At 61.2% G+C, this 19,900-nt stretch carries 13 protein-coding genes, 1 other RNA gene and 1 pseudogene; 10 read left to right on the top strand and 5 right to left on the bottom strand.

From position 1 onward, the window contains the following. Nucleotides 1–23: 23 nt before the first annotated feature. The 8 genes and pseudogenes from IPP03_14920 (at nucleotide 24) to IPP03_14885 (ending at nucleotide 11,773) form a co-directional block, all read left to right on the top strand. Nucleotides 24–3,830, top strand: coding sequence for a nitrate reductase subunit alpha (locus IPP03_14920; protein ID MBL0353874.1), 3,807 nt, complete (start codon nucleotides 24–26; stop codon nucleotides 3,828–3,830). Next, complete coding sequence (gene narH / locus IPP03_14915; GenBank protein ID MBL0353873.1) at nucleotides 3,827–5,359, top strand: nitrate reductase subunit beta; 1,533 nt, start codon at nucleotides 3,827–3,829, stop codon at nucleotides 5,357–5,359. The genes IPP03_14920 and narH overlap by 4 nt, the downstream gene beginning before the upstream one ends. A gap of 27 nt (nucleotides 5,360–5,386) precedes the next feature. Further along, nucleotides 5,387–6,052: a nitrate reductase molybdenum cofactor assembly chaperone gene (gene narJ, locus IPP03_14910; protein MBL0353872.1), complete on the top strand. Its 666-nt coding sequence runs from the start codon at nucleotides 5,387–5,389 to the stop codon at nucleotides 6,050–6,052. Next, nucleotides 6,049–6,783, top strand: a complete 735-nt coding sequence (gene narI / locus IPP03_14905; protein ID MBL0353871.1) for a respiratory nitrate reductase subunit gamma — start codon at nucleotides 6,049–6,051, stop codon at nucleotides 6,781–6,783. Before narJ ends, narI begins: the two co-directional genes overlap by 4 nt. 12 nt (nucleotides 6,784–6,795) lie before the next feature. Further along, on the top strand, nucleotides 6,796–7,590 hold the full coding sequence (locus IPP03_14900; protein ID MBL0353870.1) for a peptidylprolyl isomerase: 795 nt from the start codon (nucleotides 6,796–6,798) through the stop codon (nucleotides 7,588–7,590). Nucleotides 7,591–8,025: 435 nt separating this feature from the next. Next, a complete protein-coding gene (ahpC, locus tag IPP03_14895) occupies nucleotides 8,026–8,589 on the top strand; it encodes a peroxiredoxin (protein ID MBL0353869.1) in 564 nt (187 codons plus the stop codon). Nucleotides 8,590–8,701: 112 nt separating this feature from the next. Beyond that, nucleotides 8,702–10,255: an alkyl hydroperoxide reductase subunit F gene (gene ahpF, locus IPP03_14890; GenBank protein MBL0353868.1), complete on the top strand. Its 1,554-nt coding sequence runs from the start codon at nucleotides 8,702–8,704 to the stop codon at nucleotides 10,253–10,255. A 273-nt stretch (nucleotides 10,256–10,528) separates the two neighbouring features. Continuing rightward, nucleotides 10,529–11,773 (top strand): annotated as a pseudogene (locus tag IPP03_14885) (DUF1254 domain-containing protein). A gap of 259 nt (nucleotides 11,774–12,032) precedes the next feature. Here IPP03_14885 and IPP03_14880 read toward each other — a convergent pair. Both IPP03_14880 and rnpB read right to left on the bottom strand, forming a co-directional pair. Then, nucleotides 12,033–13,172, bottom strand: a complete 1,140-nt coding sequence (locus IPP03_14880; GenBank protein ID MBL0353867.1) for a class I SAM-dependent methyltransferase — start codon at nucleotides 13,170–13,172, stop codon at nucleotides 12,033–12,035. Between the two features lie 13 nt (nucleotides 13,173–13,185). Next, nucleotides 13,186–13,568: RNase P RNA component class A (rnpB, locus tag IPP03_14875), an RNA gene on the bottom strand. Nucleotides 13,569–13,907: 339 nt separating this feature from the next. On the opposite strand from rnpB, the gene infA reads away from it, so the two are divergent. Further along, entirely contained in the window at nucleotides 13,908–14,168 is a 261-nt protein-coding gene (gene infA, locus IPP03_14870; protein ID MBL0353866.1) for a translation initiation factor IF-1, read from the top strand. 2 nt (nucleotides 14,169–14,170) lie between these two features. Here infA and IPP03_14865 read toward each other — a convergent pair whose 3' ends face one another. Further along, complete coding sequence (locus tag IPP03_14865; GenBank protein ID MBL0353865.1) at nucleotides 14,171–14,641, bottom strand: Lrp/AsnC family transcriptional regulator; 471 nt, start codon at nucleotides 14,639–14,641, stop codon at nucleotides 14,171–14,173. A gap of 1,236 nt (nucleotides 14,642–15,877) precedes the next feature. Then, the gene (locus IPP03_14860; GenBank protein ID MBL0353864.1) at nucleotides 15,878–16,939 is read right to left on the bottom strand and encodes a sodium:calcium antiporter; all 1,062 of its coding nucleotides are present in this window, start codon (nucleotides 16,937–16,939) and stop codon (nucleotides 15,878–15,880) included. A 326-nt stretch (nucleotides 16,940–17,265) separates the two neighbouring features. On the opposite strand from IPP03_14860, the gene leuA reads away from it, so the two are divergent. Further along, nucleotides 17,266–18,960 (top strand): 2-isopropylmalate synthase, encoded by a 1,695-nt coding sequence (gene leuA / locus IPP03_14855; protein MBL0353863.1) that lies wholly within the window; start codon nucleotides 17,266–17,268, stop codon nucleotides 18,958–18,960. A 63-nt stretch (nucleotides 18,961–19,023) separates the two neighbouring features. Here leuA and IPP03_14850 read toward each other — a convergent pair whose 3' ends face one another. Continuing rightward, complete coding sequence (locus tag IPP03_14850; GenBank protein ID MBL0353862.1) at nucleotides 19,024–19,842, bottom strand: neuromedin U; 819 nt, start codon at nucleotides 19,840–19,842, stop codon at nucleotides 19,024–19,026. Nucleotides 19,843–19,900: the final 58 nt, after the last annotated feature.

The raw sequence follows: 19,900 nt of genomic DNA, 5'->3' as shown, positions 1-19,900 counted from the left end.
CCCTTAGTTCCCAAGGAATCTACATGAGCCATTTCTTAGACCGACTGAGCTACTTCTACACCCCGAAAGAAGCATTCTCCAATGACCATGGCCGGGTCACCGGGGAAGACCGCACTTGGGAAGATGCCTACCGCAATCGTTGGGCGCACGACAAGATCGTGCGCTCTACGCATGGCGTAAATTGCACAGGTTCGTGCTCGTGGAAGATTTACGTCAAGGGCGGCATCGTCACTTGGGAGACCCAGCAAACCGACTATCCCCGCACGCGCTGGGATATGCCCAACCACGAACCGCGCGGATGCGCGCGCGGGGCGAGCTACAGCTGGTACCTATACAGCGCCAACCGCGTCAAACACCCGATGGTGCGCGGGCGCCTGCTCAAGAGCTGGCGCGCAGCGCGCTTGGCGTATGATCCGGTAGCCGCGTGGGTGTCGATTGTCGAGTCCGACAGCAAGCGCCGCGACTACCAGAGCGTGCGTGGTCTCGGCGGCTTCGTCCGTTCGAGTTGGGACGAGGTCAACGAAATCGTGGCCGCAGCAAACGTCTACACGATCAAGAAATACGGCGCTGATCGGGTGATGGGATTCTCGCCGATTCCCGCCATGTCGATGATCAGCTACGCAGCCGGCAGTCGCTATCTGAGCCTGATCGGCGGGGTATGTTTGAGCTTCTACGACTGGTACTGCGATCTGCCGCCGTCCAGCCCGCAGGTCTGGGGCGAGCAGACTGACGTTCCCGAGTCAGCCGACTGGTACAACTCCACCTTCATCATCGCCTGGGGATCGAACGTACCGCAAACGCGAACGCCCGATGCACATTTCTTCACCGAGGTGCGTTACAAGGGGGCCAAAACGGTGGCTGTGACCCCCGATTATTCGGAAGTCGCAAAGCTCGCCGATCTGTGGATCCACCCAAAGCAAGGCACTGATTCTGCAGTAGCCATGGCGATGGGGCATGTGATCCTGAAAGAATTTTATTTTGATAAGCGCAGCGAGTATTTCGACGACTATGCGCGCCGCTACACGGATCTACCCCTGCTGGTGATACTCAAGGAACATACCATCTCCACAGGCGAGACGCTGATGGTCCCGGATCGCTACGTCCGCGCCTCCGACTTCGACGGAAAGTTCAGCCAGGGTAACAACCCCGAGTGGAAAACCGTGGCTTTCGACGAGACCGGCAAGGCCGTGCTACCGAATGGCTCGATCGGCTTCCGTTGGGGCGCTGAAGGACGTGCTGACGAAGGTAAGTGGAATCTCGAAGCACGCGAGGCAGTCGCTGGCGACAAGGTAAAGCTCAAGCTGTCCCTGCTCGAAGGGACGTCCCCGGCACCCGACACGGCGCAGGTGGGCTTCCCGTATTTCGGCGGCATTGAGAGCGAACACTTTCCCAACAATTCGCAAAGCGACGTGCTGGTGCGCATCGTTCCGGTTCAGCGCATCACGTTGGTCGGCGAAGGTGGCGCGCACGAAGCGCTGGTGGCCACGGTGTTCGACTTGCAGGTCGCCAACTATGGCATTGCCCGTGGCTTGCCCGGTGAGTCGGCGGCCTCCAGCTACGACGACAACGTGCCCTACACTCCTGCGTGGCAGGAGCGTATCACCGGCGTACCGCGCGACCAGATCATTACGGTTGCCCGTCAGTTCGCGGATAACGCCGACAAGACGCACGGCAAGTCAATGGTCATCATCGGCGCGGCGATGAACCACTGGTACCACTGCGACATGAATTACCGCGGGGTCATCAACATGCTGATGCTATGCGGCTGTATCGGCCAGAGCGGCGGCGGTTGGTCGCATTACGTGGGCCAAGAGAAATTGCGTCCGCAGACCGGCTGGACCGCACTGGCGTTCGCGCTCGACTGGATTCGTCCACCGCGCCAGATGAACTCCACCAGCTTCTTCTACGCCCACACCGATCAGTGGCGGTACGAGAAACTTGACATGGAAGAGGTGCTCTCGCCACTCGCGGATAAGACAAAGTACGCCGGTAGCATGATCGACTACAACGTGCGAGCCGAGCGGATGGGATGGTTGCCTTCGGCTCCGCAACTGCAGACCAATCCCATGCAGGTAGTGCGCGATGCACAGGCTGCCGGTCTGGAAGCCAAGGACTATCTCGTCAAGGCGCTGAAAGATGGCTCGCTGAAGATGAGTTGTACGGATCCTGACCACCCAAGCAACTGGCCGCGCAACATGTTCGTGTGGCGCTCCAACCTGCTTGGCTCGTCGGGTAAGGGGCATGAATACTTCCTCAAGCACCTGCTAGGTACCAGCAACGGCGTGCAGGGCAAGGATCTGGGCGCAGAGCAAGCGAAACCGACGGAAGTCGTCTGGCATGAAAAAGGGCCAGAAGGCAAGCTTGATCTATTGGTAACCCTTGATTTTCGCATGAGCACCACCTGCCTCTACTCCGATATCGTGCTACCAACGGCGACTTGGTACGAGAAAAACGACCTCAACACGAGTGACATGCATCCCTTCATTCACCCGCTCTCAGCGGCAGTAGACCCGGCCTGGCAGGCACGGAGTGACTGGGAAATCTACAAGGGATTCGCGAAGAAGTTTAGCGAAGTCTGTGTCGGCCATCTGGGTGTGGAACGTGAAGTCGTGCTCACGCCGATGATGCACGATACCGCAGGAGAACTGGCGCAGCCATTTGACGTGAAGGACTGGAAGCGCGGCGAGGTTGATCTGATTCCCGGCAAGACCGCGCCGCAGGTACAGGTAGTCGAACGCGACTACCCGAACGTCTTCAAACGCTTTACCGCCCTGGGTCCGCTGATGAGCAAGCTGGGCAATGGCGGCAAGGGAATCGGCTGGGATACGCAAGACGAGGTGAGACAACTGGGCGAACTCAGCGGCCTCGTCCTGTCTGAAGGCGCTTCTTGCGGCATGCCGAAGATCGACAGCGATATCGACGCCTGTGAAGTGGTTCTTCAACTCGCGCCCGAAACCAACGGCCATGTAGCGGTCAAGGCATGGAAAGCGCTTGGCAAGCAGACCGGACTGGATCACATTCACTTGGCGCTGTACCGCGAGGACGAAAAGATTCGTTTCCGCGATATCCAGGCGCAACCGCGCAAGATCATCAGCTCACCCACCTGGAGTGGCATCGAAAGCGAGACGGTTTCCTACAACGCCGGCTACACCAACGTGCACGAGTTGATTCCCTGGCGCACACTGACCGGCCGCCAGCAGTTCTATCTTGACCACCCTTGGATGATCGCCTTCGGTGAAGGCTTAGCGAGCTATCGCCCACCGGTGGATCTGAAGACCACCGCCGGCATTCACAAAATCAGGAGCAATGGCAACCCGGAAATCCTGTTGAACTTCATCACGCCACACCAGAAGTGGGGAATTCACTCGACCTATACCGACAACCTGATGATGCTGACGCTTAGCCGTGGCGGGCCGATTATCTGGTTGAGTGAAGACGATGCAAAGAAGGCCGGCATCGTCGACAACGACTGGGTCGAACTCTTCAATATCAATGGAGCCATCGCGGCGCGGGCGGTTGTGAGTCAACGCGTCAAGCCGGGTATGGTGATGATGTATCACGCTCAGGAAAAAATCGTGAACACCCCCGGCGCCGAGATCACGGGCGTCCGCGGTGGCATTCACAACTCGGTGACGCGCATCGTGCTCAAGCCAACCCACATGATTGGAGGTTACGCTCAGTTCTCGTATGGCTTCAATTACTACGGGACCGTCGGCACGAACCGTGACGAGTTCGTGGTGGTACGCAAGATGAACAAGATCGACTGGCTCGACACGCCGGTCGGGGCCGAGCGCATCGCGCTCGTGCAGGCGCAAGGAGAAAACGCATGAAAGTCCGTGCACAGATCGGTATGGTGCTCAACCTTGACAAGTGCATTGGTTGTCACACTTGCTCGGTGACCTGCAAGAACGTCTGGACCAGCCGGCCGGGAGTGGAGTACGCCTGGTTCAACAACGTCGAGACCAAGCCCGGCATCGGCTACCCCAAGGAATGGGAGAACCAGGATAAATGGAACGGCGGCTGGGTGCGCAAGGCGGATGGCTCGATCGAGCCGCGGCAGGGCGGTAAGTGGAAGCTGCTGATGAAGATCTTCGCCAACCCCAACCTGCCGGAGATCGACGACTACTACGAGCCTTTCACTTTCGACTACGACCACCTGCAAAGCGCACCGGAGATGAAGGCCAGTCCGACGGCGCGGCCGCGTAGTCTGATCACCGGCATGCAAATGGACAAGATTGTCTGGGGTCCGAACTGGGAAGAGATCTTGGGCGGCGAGTTCAGCAAGCGCAGCGCCGACAAGAACTTCGACGGCTTCGAGGCAACGCAGAAGGCGATGGTTGGCGAGTTCGAGAACACTTTCATGATGTACCTGCCGCGGCTTTGCGAGCACTGCCTGAACCCGACCTGTGTCGCGAGTTGCCCGTCGGGCTCAATCTACAAACGCGAGGAAGACGGCATTGTTCTGATCGACCAGGACAAGTGCCGCGGCTGGCGCATGTGCGTCAGCGGCTGTCCGTACAAAAAGATCTACTACAACTGGAAGAGCGGCAAGGCTGAAAAGTGCATCTTCTGCTACCCAAGAATCGAGTCCGGGCAACCGACGGTCTGTTCGGAAACCTGCGTCGGCAGAATCCGTTACCTTGGCGTGTTGCTATATGACGCAGACCGTATTCAGGAAGCCTCCAGCGTCGAACATGATCGCAACCTGTACCCGTCGCAACTGCAAATCTTCCTCGACCCGAACGATCCCCAAGTGATCGCCCAGGCGCGCATCGACGGCATCCCCGATGCCTGGATGGAGGCCGCGCGCAAGAGTCCAGTGTACAAAATGGCGGTTGACTGGAAGGTGGCCTTGCCCCTGCATCCCGAGTACCGAACCCTGCCGATGGTCTGGTACGTGCCGCCGCTATCGCCGATCACCGCTGCGGCCAATGCCGGCCATTTGGGGAGCAACGGGGAGATCCCGGATGTTAACTCGCTACGCATCCCCGTCAAGTATCTGGCCAACCTGCTGACCGCCGGCGACACGGCGCCGGTGGTGCGCGCGCTCGAGCGCATGCTTGCCATGCGCACCTATCAACGTGCGAAGCATGTCGAAGGCCGCATCAACTTGGACGTGCTCAAGCAGGTACAGATGACCCAGGCAGAAGTCGAAGAGATGTATCGCGTGATGGCCATCGCCAACTACGAGGACCGCTTTGTGATCCCGACCACCCATCGCGAGTACGCCGAGAACACCTTTAACGTGCGCGGTGGCTGTGGCTTCTCGTTCGGCAACGGCTGCTCCGAAGGGATGGGCGAGACGAGCCTGTTCGGCAGCGAGAAGAAGCGCACGATTCCTATCAAAGCGGAGGTCTGACCGATGCTTTTGCCCAAGACCCCAGCCATGGCGATCACGCTACGTGTTCTCGCCCGGCTGCTGAGCTACCCCGATGCCAAACTGCGCCAGCACCTTGACGAGTTGCGCGATGCTCTGCAACGCGAACAGGCGCTCGACGCGGCGCGACTGGCTGAACTCGATGCGCTGATCGCGAGCATCCAGCGCCAGACCGACATCGACGCTGAAGCCGATTATGTGCAACTCTTCGATAGCGGGCGAAGCACCGCGCTGCACCTCTTCGAACATGTGCACGGGGATTCGCGCGAGCGTGGCCCGGCGATGATCGACCTGGCGCAGACCTTTGAGAAGGCCGGCTTGTACCTTACCGAAGGCGCGATGCCCGATTACCTGCCGGTGGTGCTGGAATACGCCTCGACGCAACCACCACGCGAGGCACGCGCTTTCCTCAACGAGATCGTGGACATCCTGAATGTCATCTTCAACGGACTCGACAAGCGCAGCAGCCGCTACGCCAGCGCGTTGGGGGCCTTGCTCGAACTGGCCGGCGGCAAGGTGCGGCCAGTAAACATTCCCGATGACGAGCCACTCGACGACAGTTGGGTCGAGCCGGCTGCTTTCGATGGCTGTGTCGCACACGGACAGCAACGTCCCAACCTCGCGCAGCCGATCCACGTCGTCCGCTCCAACGCCACTCAAGGAGTGCTTCCATGAATGCCTTTCAAGCCTACCTCCACAACTTTTTCTTCAACATTTACCCGTACGTGTGTTTGGCAGTCTTCTTCATGGGTAGCTTGGCACGTTTCGACCGTGACCAGTACACCTGGAAGAGTGATTCATCGCAACTGCTACGCTCCGGAACGCTCCGCTGGGGCAGCAACCTGTTCCACGTCGGCATCCTGTTCCTCTTGATGGGTCATACGGTCGGCCTGCTTACGCCACACTGGCTTTACGAGTCCTTCATTACGCCGGAGCGCAAGCAGGCGGTGGCGGTGGTGGCCGGTGGTATTGCCGGCGTGGTGTGCTTTGTCGGGCTGACGCTGCTGCTGCACCGGCGCCTGTCCGACCCACGCATTCGTCTCACCAGCCACCGCACCGACCTGGCGATCCTGATCATCCTGTGGGTACAACTGACCATCGGATTGATCACGCTACCCTACTCTTTCGGCCATGAGGACGCCAGCGTGATGCTCGCACTGTCGGACTGGGCACAGCGCATCGTCACCTTCCGGCCCGACGCCGCCGGGCTGGTCGCGCTGGCCTGGCCGTACCAGATCCATCTGGTGCTGGGAATGACAATTTTCCTGCTGCTGCCATTCAGCCGGTTGGTGCACGTGTGGAGCGGCTTTGCGTCGATTGCTTACGTGTTCCGCCCCTACCAATTGATACGCGCCCGTCGGCTCAACCTGCCGGTTGGCCACAACACGCCGCCGGCCGGCAACTGAAAGGGAGTCGAGGTGACCAACGCTGCGCCCAACACGGCGCCCGCCATCGCTCGCATCAACGGCGTCGCGCTGCACGCGGCCGGTGAATTGCCGGGCGCCAAAGCGCTGCGCCAGCGCGCTTGCAGCGAGTTGTTAAGACAGGCGGCGCAGACCACAGGCCTGCTGGATGAAAGTGATCAGCCAGCGCCCGACGGCGTGGTCAGCGAAGCGGCGGCGAGCGCCATTGAAGCACTGCTCGAACGCACCGTGAAGGTCCCGGATCCATCCGACGACGAGTGTCGGCGCCACTATGCGGCGCACGTCAGCGCTTACCGGATCGGCGAACAAGTCCGGCTTCGGCACATTCTCTTTGCGGTGACGCCGGGCGTAAATGTGGTCGCCTTAAGGAAGCGCGCAGAAGCTGCGCTGCTTGATGTCCGCTGCCACGACGATCACGAACTCGACCACTTTGGCGAAGCGGCGCGGGCCTTGTCGAACTGTCCCAGTGGTGCTGAGGGCGGCGATCTCGGATGGCTGACTGCGGTCGATTGTGCTCCCGAGCTCGCACGGGAGGTATTCAACCATGTCGAAGTGGGCGTCCTGCCGCGGCTGGTGCACAGCCGTTTTGGCCTGCACGTGATCGAAGTGCTGGAACGCAAGCCCGGCGTGACGCAGCCCTTCGAAGTGGTACGCGCCGCGGTAACGCTGTCACTGCGTCAGCAGACCTACGTGACCGCGCTCCGCCAGTACCTGAACGTGCTGGCCGGACAAGCCGCACTCGAAGGCGTCGACCTGGACACGGTGGTGGCACCTGCAATTTGTGGCTGATTCCGTATCGTCATCCTCAATCGTGACCACCACTCATCCTTCCACGCTTCAGGCATAAATTTCCACCGCCGGCATGTCCGCCAGAACAGCGCGTGCCTCATCGAGACTCCCCGGCACGCTGTGCACGATCGCACTTGGAATATTCAAGTTCAAACTCCCTTGTCTGACCACCTACCAGCGGTGTGCGTCATAGCGGACGACACGATCCTGACCCCGGAGCGCTCATTCTGGTGATTTGAGTCAACTCTCCCCGGCTTTGACGGGCTTCCAGTACTACTGCACGATGGACCATTGGTTCTGTCGAACTATTCTTGTCACCAGTAGCGGTCCATAGTTAATGACTATGAAAGCGATGCCCCGATTCAATTAGCTCAATGACCGGAGGCGATCTATCATTAGCTCGTTGTCGTCAACCTCAACCAAGGAGAAAACCCCATGTCGCTGATCAATACTGAAGTCCAGCCGTTCAAAACCCAAGCCTTCCACAATGGCAAGTTCGTCGAAGTCACTGAAGCCAGCCTTAAGGGCAAGTGGTCGGTCCTCATCTTCATGCCCGCGGCCTTTACCTTTAACTGCCCGACCGAAATCGAGGACGCCGCCGACAACTACGCCGAGTTCCAGAAGGCCGGCGCCGAGGTGTACATCGTCACCACTGACACTCACTTCTCCCACAAGGTCTGGCACGAAACCTCGCCGGCCGTCGGCAAGGCCCAATTCCCGCTGGTCGGCGACCCGACCCACGCGCTGACCAACGCCTTCGGCGTGCACATTCCGGAAGCAGGTCTGGCGCTGCGCGGCACATTCGTCATCGACCCCAATGGCATCATCAAGACCATGGAAGTCCATGACAACGCCATCGCTCGCGACGTCAAGGAAACTCTGCGCAAGCTGAAGGCTGCCCAGTACGTGGCCGCGCACCCGAACGAAGTCTGCCCCGCCAAGTGGCAGGAAGGCGCCAAGACCCTGGCACCGTCCATCGACCTGGTCGGCAAGATCTAAGACCCAGCGCGAATCACCAATCCGCTCCCGGAACGGGAGCGGCGAGGATTTCAGTAAAAAAGGGGCCGCCGAGCCCCTTTTTTACTGAAATCCTCAATTACGGGAGAACAGCATGCTCGACGCAAACATCAAGAACCAACTCAAGGTCTACCTCGAAAAGCTGCGGACGCCGATCGAACTCGTTGCCTCGCTCGACGACAGCCCGGCGGCGCGCGAAATGCACGGTCTGCTGACCGACATCGCCGGACTGTCCGACAAGGTGAGCCTGCGCGACAACGGCGACTCCGCGCGGCGGCCCTCGTTCGCCATCGGCCGTCCCGGCGAAGCGGCAAGCATCGCCTTTGCCGGCCTGCCGATGGGCCACGAATTCACCTCGCTGATCCTCGCCCTGTTACAGACAGGAGGCCACCCGCCCAAGGTCGACGCCGAAGTGATCGAACAGATCAAGGCGCTGCCCGGCAATTTCCGCTTCGAGACCTACATTTCGCTTTCCTGCCACAATTGCCCGGATGTCGTGCAGGCGCTCAACCTGATGGCCGTACTCAACCCCGGCGTCAGCCATACGATGATCGACGGTGCGCTGTTCCAGGCCGAAGTCGAGCGACTCCAGATCATGGCGGTGCCAACCGTCTTCCTCAACGGGGAGGAATTCGGCGCCGGGCGGATGAGCGTCGAGGAAATAATCGCCAGGGTCGATACCGGTGCCGCCGCCCGCGATGCCGCCAAGCTCAACGCCAGGGAAGCCTTCGACGTGCTCGTTGTCGGCGGCGGACCGGCCGGTGCCGCGGCAGCGATCTACGCCGCGCGCAAGGGCATCCGCACCGGCCTGCTGGCCGAGCGTTTCGGCGGTCAGGTAATGGATACGCTGGCAATCGAGAACTTCATCTCGGTCAAGGAGACCGACGGCCCCAAAATGGTCATGGGACTGGAAGAACACGTCAAGGAATACGACGTCGACATCATGAACCTGCAGCGCGCCAACAAATTAGTGGCGGGCGACCTGATCGAACTGACACTGGAAAACGGCGCCGTGCTGAAAAGCAAGTCAGTCATTCTGGCTACCGGCGCGCGCTGGCGCGAAATGAACGTACCCGGCGAGCAGGAATATCGCGGCAAGGGCGTCGCCTACTGCCCGCACTGCGACGGCCCGCTGTTCAAGGGTAAGCGCGTCGCGGTCATCGGCGGCGGCAACTCCGGGGTCGAGGCAGCGATCGATCTCGCCGGTATCGTCGGCCATGTCACGCTGCTCGAATTCGCAAGCAAGCTGTGTGCCGACGCGGTCCTTCAGCGCAAGCTGGCCAGCCTGGCCAACGTCGAAGTGCACACCAGTGCGCTGACGACCGAAGTGACCGGCAACGGCAGCAAGGTGAATGGCCTGCTCTACAAGGACCGCAACACCGACGAGATCAGGCGCATCGACCTCGAAGGCGTCTTCGTCCAGATCGGCCTGCTGCCGAATACCGACTGGCTGAAAGGCACGGTCAACCTGACAAGATTTGGTGAAATCGCGATCGATGCCAAGGGCCAGACCTCGGTGCCCGGCGTCTTTGCAGCCGGCGACTGCACGACGGTCCCTTACAAACAGATCGTCATCGCCATGGGCGCCGGGGCTACCGCTTCGCTCGCCGCATTCGATCACCTGATCCGCACGTCGGCGCCTGCCTAATTACCGGGTTCGCGAAAATTGCCCGCTGCGACCAGTCGACCGCAGCGGGCCTTTTGCGCCCGGTTCTCGCCGCGATCACGATTCGGACCCCCCACCGACTTTGGCCAGCTATCCAAACAGACAAAATGAAGCCCGGCTGCAAACCGGAAAGCGGTGCATGAAAGGGCACGGCAGGCGCAAGCCGACTGCCTTCCCGGCACTCCTGATGAACGTGGGAACCGGACACGCTCCCGCAAGTATATTTTTCCGCCAAGCAATTGACCTTGTCGCGACCAGACGGACGTCATCTGGGAAGACCTGCTCGACTCGAAGACCGTCGAACTGACGGCAAACGACAGCACGGTCTACAGCTTCATCTGGCTCGACACCAAAAAGGGACCGCTGGTGGTCGAGATTCCACCCAAGGTGCTGGGGCTGATCGACGACTTCTGGTACAAGTGGGTGACTGATGTCGGCATCACCGGTGCCGACAAGGGGCAAGGCGGCAAGTACCTGGTGCTGCCACCGGGCTACAAGGGCGAGGTGCCGGCGGGCTATCACGTTGTACGGTCCGCTACCTACGGCACCTGGCTGGCCTTCCGCTCCTTCCTCGTCGATGGCTCGACCAAGCCTGGGGTCGAGTCGGTCAAAAAGAACCTCAAGATCTACCAGCTTGCCGATGCCGCCGACCCGCCGCCGATGAAGTTCGCCAACGCCTCGGGCATCCCGGCGACCTTCGTTGCGCTGGGCGATTACTCGTTCTGGAGTCTCTTGAACCAGGTGATTCAGGAAGAACCTGCCGAGGGGTCCGATCCAACGACCCTGGGCCTGTTCGCTTCGATCGGCATCGTCAAGGGCCAGCCGTTCAATCCCGATGCGCGGATGAACTAGATCCTTGCCGATGCCGCCAATATCGGCGCCGTCACCGCCCGCGCCATCGCCATCGCCATCGCCATCGCCATCGCCATCGCCATCGCCATCGCCTTCAAGATGCGCGAGAAGGACGCCTACTTCTACCCGAACAGTTCGTGGCGCCTGCCCTTCTTCGGCGGCTACAAGTTCGAGGTGGCGCCGGGTGTTGCCAACCTCGACGGTGCCGCCTTCTTCTATTACTTCGCGACCGGCGTGACACCCGCGATGGCCGAGAAGTTGGTCGGTAAAGGGTCGCAGTACCCGTGGGCATCCCTGGACTCCAAGGGCAATCCCTTCGACGGCGACAAGACCTACAGGCTGCGCCTGCCGCCGAATATCCCGGTCAAGGACTTCTGGTCGGTCATTGTGCACGACAACCAGACACGCTCGATGCTGCAGACCGATCAGGCCGCGCCAAGCGTCAGCAGCCAGAACAAGGGGGGCAAGACCAATGCCGACGGCTCGGTGGATGTCTGGTTCGGACCCAAGGCTCCGGCTGGGTTCGAGAACAACTGGGTGCAGACGATTCCCGGCAAGGGCTGGTTCATAATCCTGCGCCTCTATGGCCCGCTGGAGTCGTGGTTCGACAAGACCTGGCGGCCGGGCGAGATCGAGCTGCAAAAATAGGCTGCCCCACCAATCTCCATCCGGACTGAACAATGGGCGCTACGGCGCCCATTGCATTTCCGGAAGCGACGATGTGAAGATCGCCTCTACACCGCGCTGGGGCGGGCGCCTGCCAAGTGCATGTATTGAGTAACCGGCATTGGCAGTGACGGCTCAGGACCGACAACGGGCGCGAGCCTCCCGGGAGGACGCGGGGCAAGCGCACGAGCCGTACAGTTCGATGGCATGGTTTCCACTCGACCTTTGAACCACTTCCAGTTCATTGACTGGCCACACCCAACCGCCACAGCGAGGTCACTTCGGCAGACCGCGCGGCATGCAGCGGATCGTTGCGGTCACTGGCCCTGGAATGCCGCGGACGGGTATCGATGCGGTCGCGCACCTGTAAGTCGCCATCCGCGATCCAGCCGTGCAGCTCATTGCGCGAGCGCAGGCCAAGGTGCTCGGCCAGATCGGAAATGATCAGCCAGCCCTCGCCGCCCGGCGCCAGATGCGCCGCCAGCCCGCCGAGAAAGCCACGCAGCATCCGCGAGTCGGGATCGTAGACGGCGTATTCGATGGGCGAACTCGGTTGTGCCGGAACCCAGGGTGGGTTGCACACTACCAGCGGCGCCCGGCCCGTCGGGAAGAGATCGGCCTCGATCACCTCGATTGCTGCGGTCAACCCCAGATTTCGGGCATTTTCCGAGGCGCATGCCAGCGCCCGCGGATCCTGATCGGTGGCGACCACGCGCTTGATGCCACGCCGCGCCAGCACGGCCGCCAGAATGGCGGAGCCGGTGCCAATATCGAACGCCAGTTCGCAACCCGCCGGCAACGAGGCTCCGGCCACCAGATCAACATACTCGCCGCGTACCGGCGAAAAGACACCGTAATGCGGATGGATGCGGCCCTCGATCGCCGGCACCGGGATACCCTTCCTGCGCCATTCGTGGGCGCTGACCACGGCGAGCAATTCGCGCAGCGCAATGACTGACGCATCGCCCGACGGCGGCCCCCAGGCTTCGATACAGGCCTGGCGGACATCCTGCGCCCGGCGCAGCGATACCCGGTAATCCGCATCGACCGGCACGAGCAAACGGGCAAGCAGCACGGCACGCCAGCGCTGCCGTTCACGGTGACGGGCAAAGGCCGCAGCCGGGGTCGCCGGCGGTTTGTCGCGCGGCAAGCCAGAAAGGCGGTCGGCCCGGCGCGTCAGAGCCTGCATCAGGTGGCGGACGTTGACCCAGTCGCCATTCCAGAGCAGCGCCGTGCCACCCTCCATCAGACCCCAGGCGGCGTCTGCGGAAATGCGGTCGTCGACGACGTCGACCGCGGCGGGCGGCACCAGGCCGGCCTCCGAGCGCCAGCGTGCGCCGCGGCCCACGCCGCCTTCCTGCCATTTCACGATCGAAGTCATGCCAGGATTGTAGGTGGAAAGCTGGCCGATAAGCCGGGTTCTGTTCCCCCCTCGCGGGGTTCGGCAATCATTCCTCTAGGCCTGCCGTCACCGACAGGCTCAAGCAACCTACCCGGAAGCAGCGCGGGCCACGCCCATGCTTCCCTATTTGGTCTTGCTCCGGATGGGGTTTACCGTGCCGTCCGCCGTTACCGTGGACGCGGTGAGCTCTTACCTCGCCGTTTCACCCTTGCCGTTTCAGGCGAACCTGAACTTAGGCGGTCTGTTCTCTGTTGCACTTTCCGTTGCCTTGGGTCTTGCGACTTACTGCACCCAGCCGTTAGCTGGCATCCTGCCCTGCGGAGCCCGGACTTTCCTCCCGATACTCGCGTATCCAGCGATTGCCTGGCCGACTTTCCGGGAGGGATTATCGCACGCCTCGGCGGTACCGATGCATCTCCGATCGTCTTCCGGCTTGCTTCGCCGGGCCAAGCCACGTAAAATTCTCCCGCGCGTTGCGCTGGACCGCCCGACGCCGCCGTTCTGCCCGGCGTAAATGCCCTTCTCCAGTCTGCACCTTCGCCCCGCGAACCGCCGGCAAACTGAACTGAACATTTCACCTGCGCAAAGCGCCGTTTGACCGGTGGCCCGACCACGCCCGGGTTTGGCTCGCCGTCGAGCCTTAGCGCTCGCCGCCTACGCGACGCGGTATTGTTCCCGAACTGATATTTGTTGTACCGACTGGAGAAAAACTACTTGGCAAAAGAAGAACTGCTCGAAATGCAAGGCGTCGTCAATGACGTCCTCCCTGACACCCGCTTCCGGGTCAAGCTGGAAAACGGTCACGAACTCATCGCCTACACTTCCGGCAAGATGAAGAAGAACCACATCCGCATTCTGGTCGGCGACAAGGTCACGCTTGAACTCTCGCCCTACGACCTGAGCAAGGGCCGCATCACCTTCCGCCACATCGAAGCCCGCGGCAATACGCCGCCGCCGCAGCGCCGCCGCTACTGAAACTAGCCGGCGGCAACCGGCACGGCGGTCTTGTCGACCACCCGCCGCAGCACGAAGCTCGAATGCACGCCGGTCACGCCGGGAATGCGCGTGATGCGGTTGAGCAGAAGTTCCTGGTAGGCGTCCATGTCGCGTACCACGACCTTCAGCTGGTAGTCGGCGTCCTGCCCGGTAATCAGCAGGCATTCCAGCACTTCGGGATTCTCGGCGACCCGCGCCTCGAAGTTGGCGAAGCGCTCTGGCGTGTGCTGGTCCATCGAGATATGGATCAGCGCCATTAGCGACAACCCGAGCTTCCGGGCGTCCAGCAGCGCGCGGTAGCCGGTGACCAGCCCCGAATCCTCGAGCGCGCGCACCCGGCGCAGGCAGGGCGACGGTGACAGGCCGATGCGGTCGGCGAGATCCTGGTTGCTGATCCGCCCTTCCTGCTGCAGGATTTCAAGAATATGTCGGTCGTAGCGATCGAGCTGCATGCATTGCTCCGGAGCGGATCATTCAATAGTCATCTTGCGCTACGACAAATCTTTGAGCAACTACCCACGTCACAAATATCAATTGGCACAACAATAATCAACCATCTTCCTGGCTTCGCGGAACCGACTGAGTTTGGTAAGGAACACGGCTGATGCGGCACGCCGATTCTGCGGACACCACGTTGAAAGTGGCGCAATAAAGGGTGAGATCAATCTGGGCGCCCTGAACGCCCATCCCCGGCGAGGTCCACCGTTCACCCGGAAGACATACTGCGCGTCCACCACGAAATTGGCGGCACCATTGACCGTGAACTGGTAGGCAAACTCCACCCCCTGCGTATTGCTCGTGGGCGACTGAACTCTGTTGCTAGGCTTGCCATAGAACCCGCCAATCGACACGATGTCGGGACAGCTTGCGAGCCGACCCAGATGCCTCGCGCCCGTAGCGGCGAAAATTGGTGGACGATTGACGTTCTCGTTGCTGCCATAGGCGACGCTAATCCAGTTCGTCAGGCCTTGCGCCCTTCCCGTACCGCCTGGTGGAGCGAGCTATTGCTACGCCATTAAATAAACGCCCCGATTGCTTCTCTCCAACGCCGGCGTCCCATCGATAGTCGGAAACTGCTTGCCGTCCGAGAAGCCGCCAATGCCGTATTGACCTGGCATGTCAGCATCTCTCGTACCCTGATTTCGAAGCCAGTGGATCTGCGCGATAGTAAACGCACCTCTGTTGCCAGCGCGCCAGCCCCTGTCGAGGTCGTGGTGCTTGCCGGCTGGTGAATTCGGATTGTTGTTGAAGACCCAAGCACCACCTCCATGACCTGCGTTGGGGGGTAGAGCAGCTGGATGCCCAACTGTGAACCCGGCGGCGGCCGCGCGAAGACCGGGTGGGTGACGAAGGTCGCACCGAGACCAGGACTGCCGGCAGCGATCTTGAGGTCGCCGCTGGCAAGATTCTATTGCAGATAGAATTGACCGAACCAGGCGCCGGTAGAGCCGAATGTGGAAATGCCGCCCCGCGCTGCCAAATTTCGGCGCAAATTACTTGAATCCCCAAGTAGGGTGCGCTCGAAGGCGGGCTCGACGGCATAGCACTCGAAGTGGCGACCACGCGGGCTCTCCGGCTTGGGAAAGGGTTTGCGGCGAGATGCCGCTGGCCCCCGCTCTCCTGGCCAATGGTTGTTCCCGCCAGCGCGAACCAGAGCGACTCCCCGACCGTCGCCAGCCAGAGCCAGTTCAGCCTGACACCACCAAGAACCCCCAGATTCCCAGACCATAGAAAAGCAACGCTGCCCACGAGTCCGCCCCCAGACCCAAGTATCGCCGGGGCATTCGCAGCATGATGCCGAAGACGTAGATTGCCGTCATTCCCAACCCGATCATGCCGATCCACGCATTGGCACGTCCCTCGTGCGTCAGAACCGGTTGCCCCGCCAACAGGTCGGCGAGCACGAACAGGATGAGCTGAAAGGCGTTGCCGCCGAAGATGTCGCCAAAGACCAGTGTGTAGCTCTTCATCCGCACAGCGGTAATCGCCGTACTTATTTCGGGCAAGGCCGAGGCCAGCGCCAGAAACGTCGCGCCGAACAACACGCCATTGATGCCCATGAGGTCGGCAAGGCGACCGCCGCTCTGCTCGAGCAAGACACCGGCCACGAGCGTAACCATTGACGCTCCTACGAAGATCGTGACTGACTTGGCAGTGCTCGCGCCGCTCAGGCCGTCGCCCTTGTCGTGGAGATTCCCGCCTGTGGCCGCGGACGCGGCGGAGCTATCGGCAGGGATGACCAGATTCAGGTCCTTCCTGTCGCGACAGCGTCCCAGCACAAGCATGCCGACTAGCCAGGCGACGAATATGGCTATGCTGCCCGCTCCCAGCGGACCCACGGCAGCGGAAGCAGGAAGGAGGCCGCTCATCACGGTTATCGCGATTACGATGATGACCAGCACCCCCTCAAGCGCCGGCATGAGCGAGGCTGCGACGGTCGAAAGGGGCAACGAAGAACCGTGAACGAAGCGGTCGGCAATGACGAGGACGAGCGTCTGGACAGCGACTCCGCCAATCAGATTGCCTGCCGCAATGCCGAGATGACCGCTTGTCACGGCACTCACCGTGATGGCGAGTTCGGGAAGACCCCCGGTAACCGACAGAAGGAGCATTCCCCCTATGGTCTGGCCGAGGCCAAAGCGATCATCAATAACGTCGGTGGCCTTCGCCAGCCAGACGCCGGCAACCCATATTGCTATGCCCGCGCCGACGAAAACCAGCAGAAGGGCTGGTATTCCGAGCTCTTTCATTTCTCCGTACCCTCGTTGCGGCGTGTCAGTCAAGACCCTTCATGCGGCTCTGAGAACAAGGCGCGTGAGTGAGATCCAGTCAGTTTCGAGTTCCCCGGAAGAATCATATTTGTATTGACTGCATTGCGCAATTGCCGGGGACACGGCACCGCCTGGGTGCCGGATATCTCAACCAGAAATCAATTTCTGGACCAGAATTTTTATAAACCTACTATTTGCGCAATTTAATTGCTTATTTCCTCGATTATTGATCGAACAACGCAAGCACCTGCCAGCGCCATTTCCCTAAAATCTCGTTCACCAATACTGTTTCCAGGAGCGGCACCATGTTGCACAACCCAAGCACCAAATACCACGCTTTTGCCCCAGTCCGCCTCGTCGACCGCAACTGGCCTGGCCAGACCATCACCCGGCCACCACTGTGGATGAGCACCGATCTGCGCGACGGTAACCAGGCACTTTTCGAACCGATGAATGGCGAGAAGAAGATGCGCATGTTCCGGACGCTCTGCGCCATCGGCTTCAAGGAAATCGAGGTCGCCTTCCCGTCGGCGTCGCAGACCGAATTCGACTTCGTGCGCGGCCTCATCGAAGGTGGCCACATCCCCGCCGACGTCAGTATCGAGGTGCTGACCCAGGCACGCGAACATCTCATCCGGCGCACGATGGAATCGATCCGGGGCGCGCGAAAGGCCATCGTCCACGTCTATAACGCCACCTCGAAGACTTTCCGCGACCACGTCTTCGGCATGAGCAAGACCGAGGTCGTGAGCATGGCGGTCGACGCCGTCAGGCTCATCAGGGAGTTTGCCGCCGGAATGCCGGAAACCGAGATCACGCTCGAATACAGCCCGGAACTCTTCACCGCCACCGAACTCGATTTCGCCAAGGAAGTCTGCGACGCGGTGACCGAAGCCTGGGGCGCGACGCCCGAGCGCAAGGTCATCCTCAACCTCCCGACCACGGTCGAGATCGCGACGCCCAACATCTACGCCGACCAGATCGAGTGGATGCACAAGAACCTCGCCCGCCGCGACAGCGTCATCATCAGCCTTCACCCGCACAACGACCGCGGCACCGCCGTCGCCGCTGCCGAACTCGGCCTCATGGCCGGTGCCGACCGCGTCGAGGGCTGTCTCTTCGGCAACGGCGAGCGCACCGGCAACGTCGATCTCGTCACCCTCGCCCTCAACATGTACACGCAGGGCGTCCATCCCGGCCTCGACTTTTCCGACATCAACGCCGTCGCCCGCAGCTTCGAGCACTGCACCCAGTTGCCGATCCACCCGCGTCACCCCTACGTCGGTGATCTCGTATTCACGGCCTTCTCCGGCTCCCACCAGGACGCCATCAAGAAGGGGTTCTCCGCTCAGGAGGCGGAACAGCCGTGGAACGTGCCCTACCTGCCTATAGATCCGGCCGACGTCGGGCGCAGCTACGACTCCGTGATCCGCGTCAACAGCCAGTCGGGCAAGGGCGGTATCGCCTACCTCATGGAAACCGAGAACGGCATCGTCATGCCGCGCCGCCTCCAGGTCGAATTCTCGGGGGTCGTCCAGCGCCACGCCGAGGAACTTGGCGGCGAAGTGAGCGCTGACGACATCTGGGACCTCTTCGCGCGAACCTACCTCGATAACGCCGCCCCGATCGCTTACCGTGGGCACCACCTCTATGAGCACGGCAGCGTCCAGGGCATCCGCCTCAGCGTCGATATCGAAGGCGCGCCGCACATCCTCAGCGGTGAAGGAAACGGCCCGATCAATGCCGCAGTCCACGCCTTCCAGAGCGCCGGTATCAGGGTCCAGGTCCGCGGCTACGAAGAGCGCTCGCTGCTGCCGGGCAGCGACGATGGAAATGCCCAAGCCTGTGCCTTCATGGAGATTGCCGGCAGCGGTAATGGCGATTTCTACGGTGTCGGCATCGACGGCAACATTGTCACCGCATCGATCAAGGCGCTGGTCAGCGGCATCAACCGCATGGGCATCGCCAGCCAGGTCCAGCGCGTCGAGCAGGCGGCGTGAACCGCGCCGGCCCGACCAATGCGCCCGATGCGGAATCTTTCGCCGCCTCCGGGCACGGTCAGCTTACTTGGGGAACATGAACTGCACCTGAAAACGGATCTGCCAGTTTGCCGCGTCGTCCGGTTTGACGACGTTGTAGTAGGCGGACAACTGGCTATTCACCGGTAACTTGCCAATATGGAAAATCTTGCCGACCCCGCCACCGAGCGGCACCGTCCACCGCTGGTCACTGTCCGCCTTCCAGTTGGCGGTGATGACCGGCGCGCTGGTCAGGTAGAAGCCCCCTGGGAAGTTGTAGTTCGCGAAGATCTGGATCAGGCCATTGTTGTAGGAGCCGCCCTGCTGGCTGTCGGAGAGCGACCAGATGTTGTTGACGAGAACGCCGTACACCCAGGGATCACCCTTCTCGAGGTGGAGCACGACCGCCTGTGGACCTAAGCCCCAATTGTCGTTGCCAAGGCCATTGGTGTTGGTCGGCGCCTGCAGGATCGTACCCGCGCCCCATATCCAGGCACCCGGTTTGGCTGGCGACAGCATCGCGGAAAACTGCAGGTCGCCGATGCCGTTGGCCCGATCGTCGTCAGGGTAAAGCGCCGGCTGCGAAATCACCGGCAGGATCGTCCGCGTGATGACGTTCCAGTCGTCATTGACCGAAATCGGGATCACCGGCTGGATGTTGAGGATGTTCTGCGTGCCCTTCCCGGGCCCGACGTTGAGATTGGTGTTGTTCTGGAATGGCACACTGATCAGCGCGCCGACCGGGTTCTGGGCGATCTTCGCCAGTTCCTCGGCGCTCAGTTCGGCCTGCGCGGAGGCGCTAATCGTGGCGCCAAGAACGGCAACGGCGGCGATCAGCCCGAAATAACGATCTGGCAAACCCATGGCGATGCCCTCTCCTGCGTTGAAGTGACGTCAAACCGCATTCTAGCAGCCTGTCGGA

It is taken from the genome of Candidatus Dechloromonas phosphoritropha (assembly GCA_016722705.1).
Classification (GTDB): Bacteria; Pseudomonadota; Gammaproteobacteria; order Burkholderiales; family Rhodocyclaceae; genus Azonexus; species Azonexus phosphoritrophus.
This window is presented reverse-complemented; position numbering and strand designations above follow the sequence as displayed.

Coding starts and splice junctions, on each gene's coding strand:
- IPP03_14920 (MBL0353874.1), top strand. CDS start 24: ATGAGCCATTTCTTAGACCGACTGAGCTACTTCTACACCCCGAAAGAA.
- narH (MBL0353873.1), top strand. CDS start 3,827: ATGAAAGTCCGTGCACAGATCGGTATGGTGCTCAACCTTGACAAGTGC.
- narJ (MBL0353872.1), top strand. CDS start 5,387: ATGGCGATCACGCTACGTGTTCTCGCCCGGCTGCTGAGCTACCCCGAT.
- narI (MBL0353871.1), top strand. CDS start 6,049: ATGAATGCCTTTCAAGCCTACCTCCACAACTTTTTCTTCAACATTTAC.
- ahpC (MBL0353869.1), top strand. CDS start 8,026: ATGTCGCTGATCAATACTGAAGTCCAGCCGTTCAAAACCCAAGCCTTC.
- ahpF (MBL0353868.1), top strand. CDS start 8,702: ATGCTCGACGCAAACATCAAGAACCAACTCAAGGTCTACCTCGAAAAG.
- IPP03_14880 (MBL0353867.1), bottom strand. CDS start 13,172: ATGACTTCGATCGTGAAATGGCAGGAAGGCGGCGTGGGCCGCGGCGCA.
- IPP03_14865 (MBL0353865.1), bottom strand. CDS start 14,641: ATGCAGCTCGATCGCTACGACCGACATATTCTTGAAATCCTGCAGCAG.
- IPP03_14860 (MBL0353864.1), bottom strand. CDS start 16,939: ATGAAAGAGCTCGGAATACCAGCCCTTCTGCTGGTTTTCGTCGGCGCG.
- leuA (MBL0353863.1), top strand. CDS start 17,266: ATGTTGCACAACCCAAGCACCAAATACCACGCTTTTGCCCCAGTCCGC.
- IPP03_14850 (MBL0353862.1), bottom strand. CDS start 19,842: ATGGGTTTGCCAGATCGTTATTTCGGGCTGATCGCCGCCGTTGCCGTT.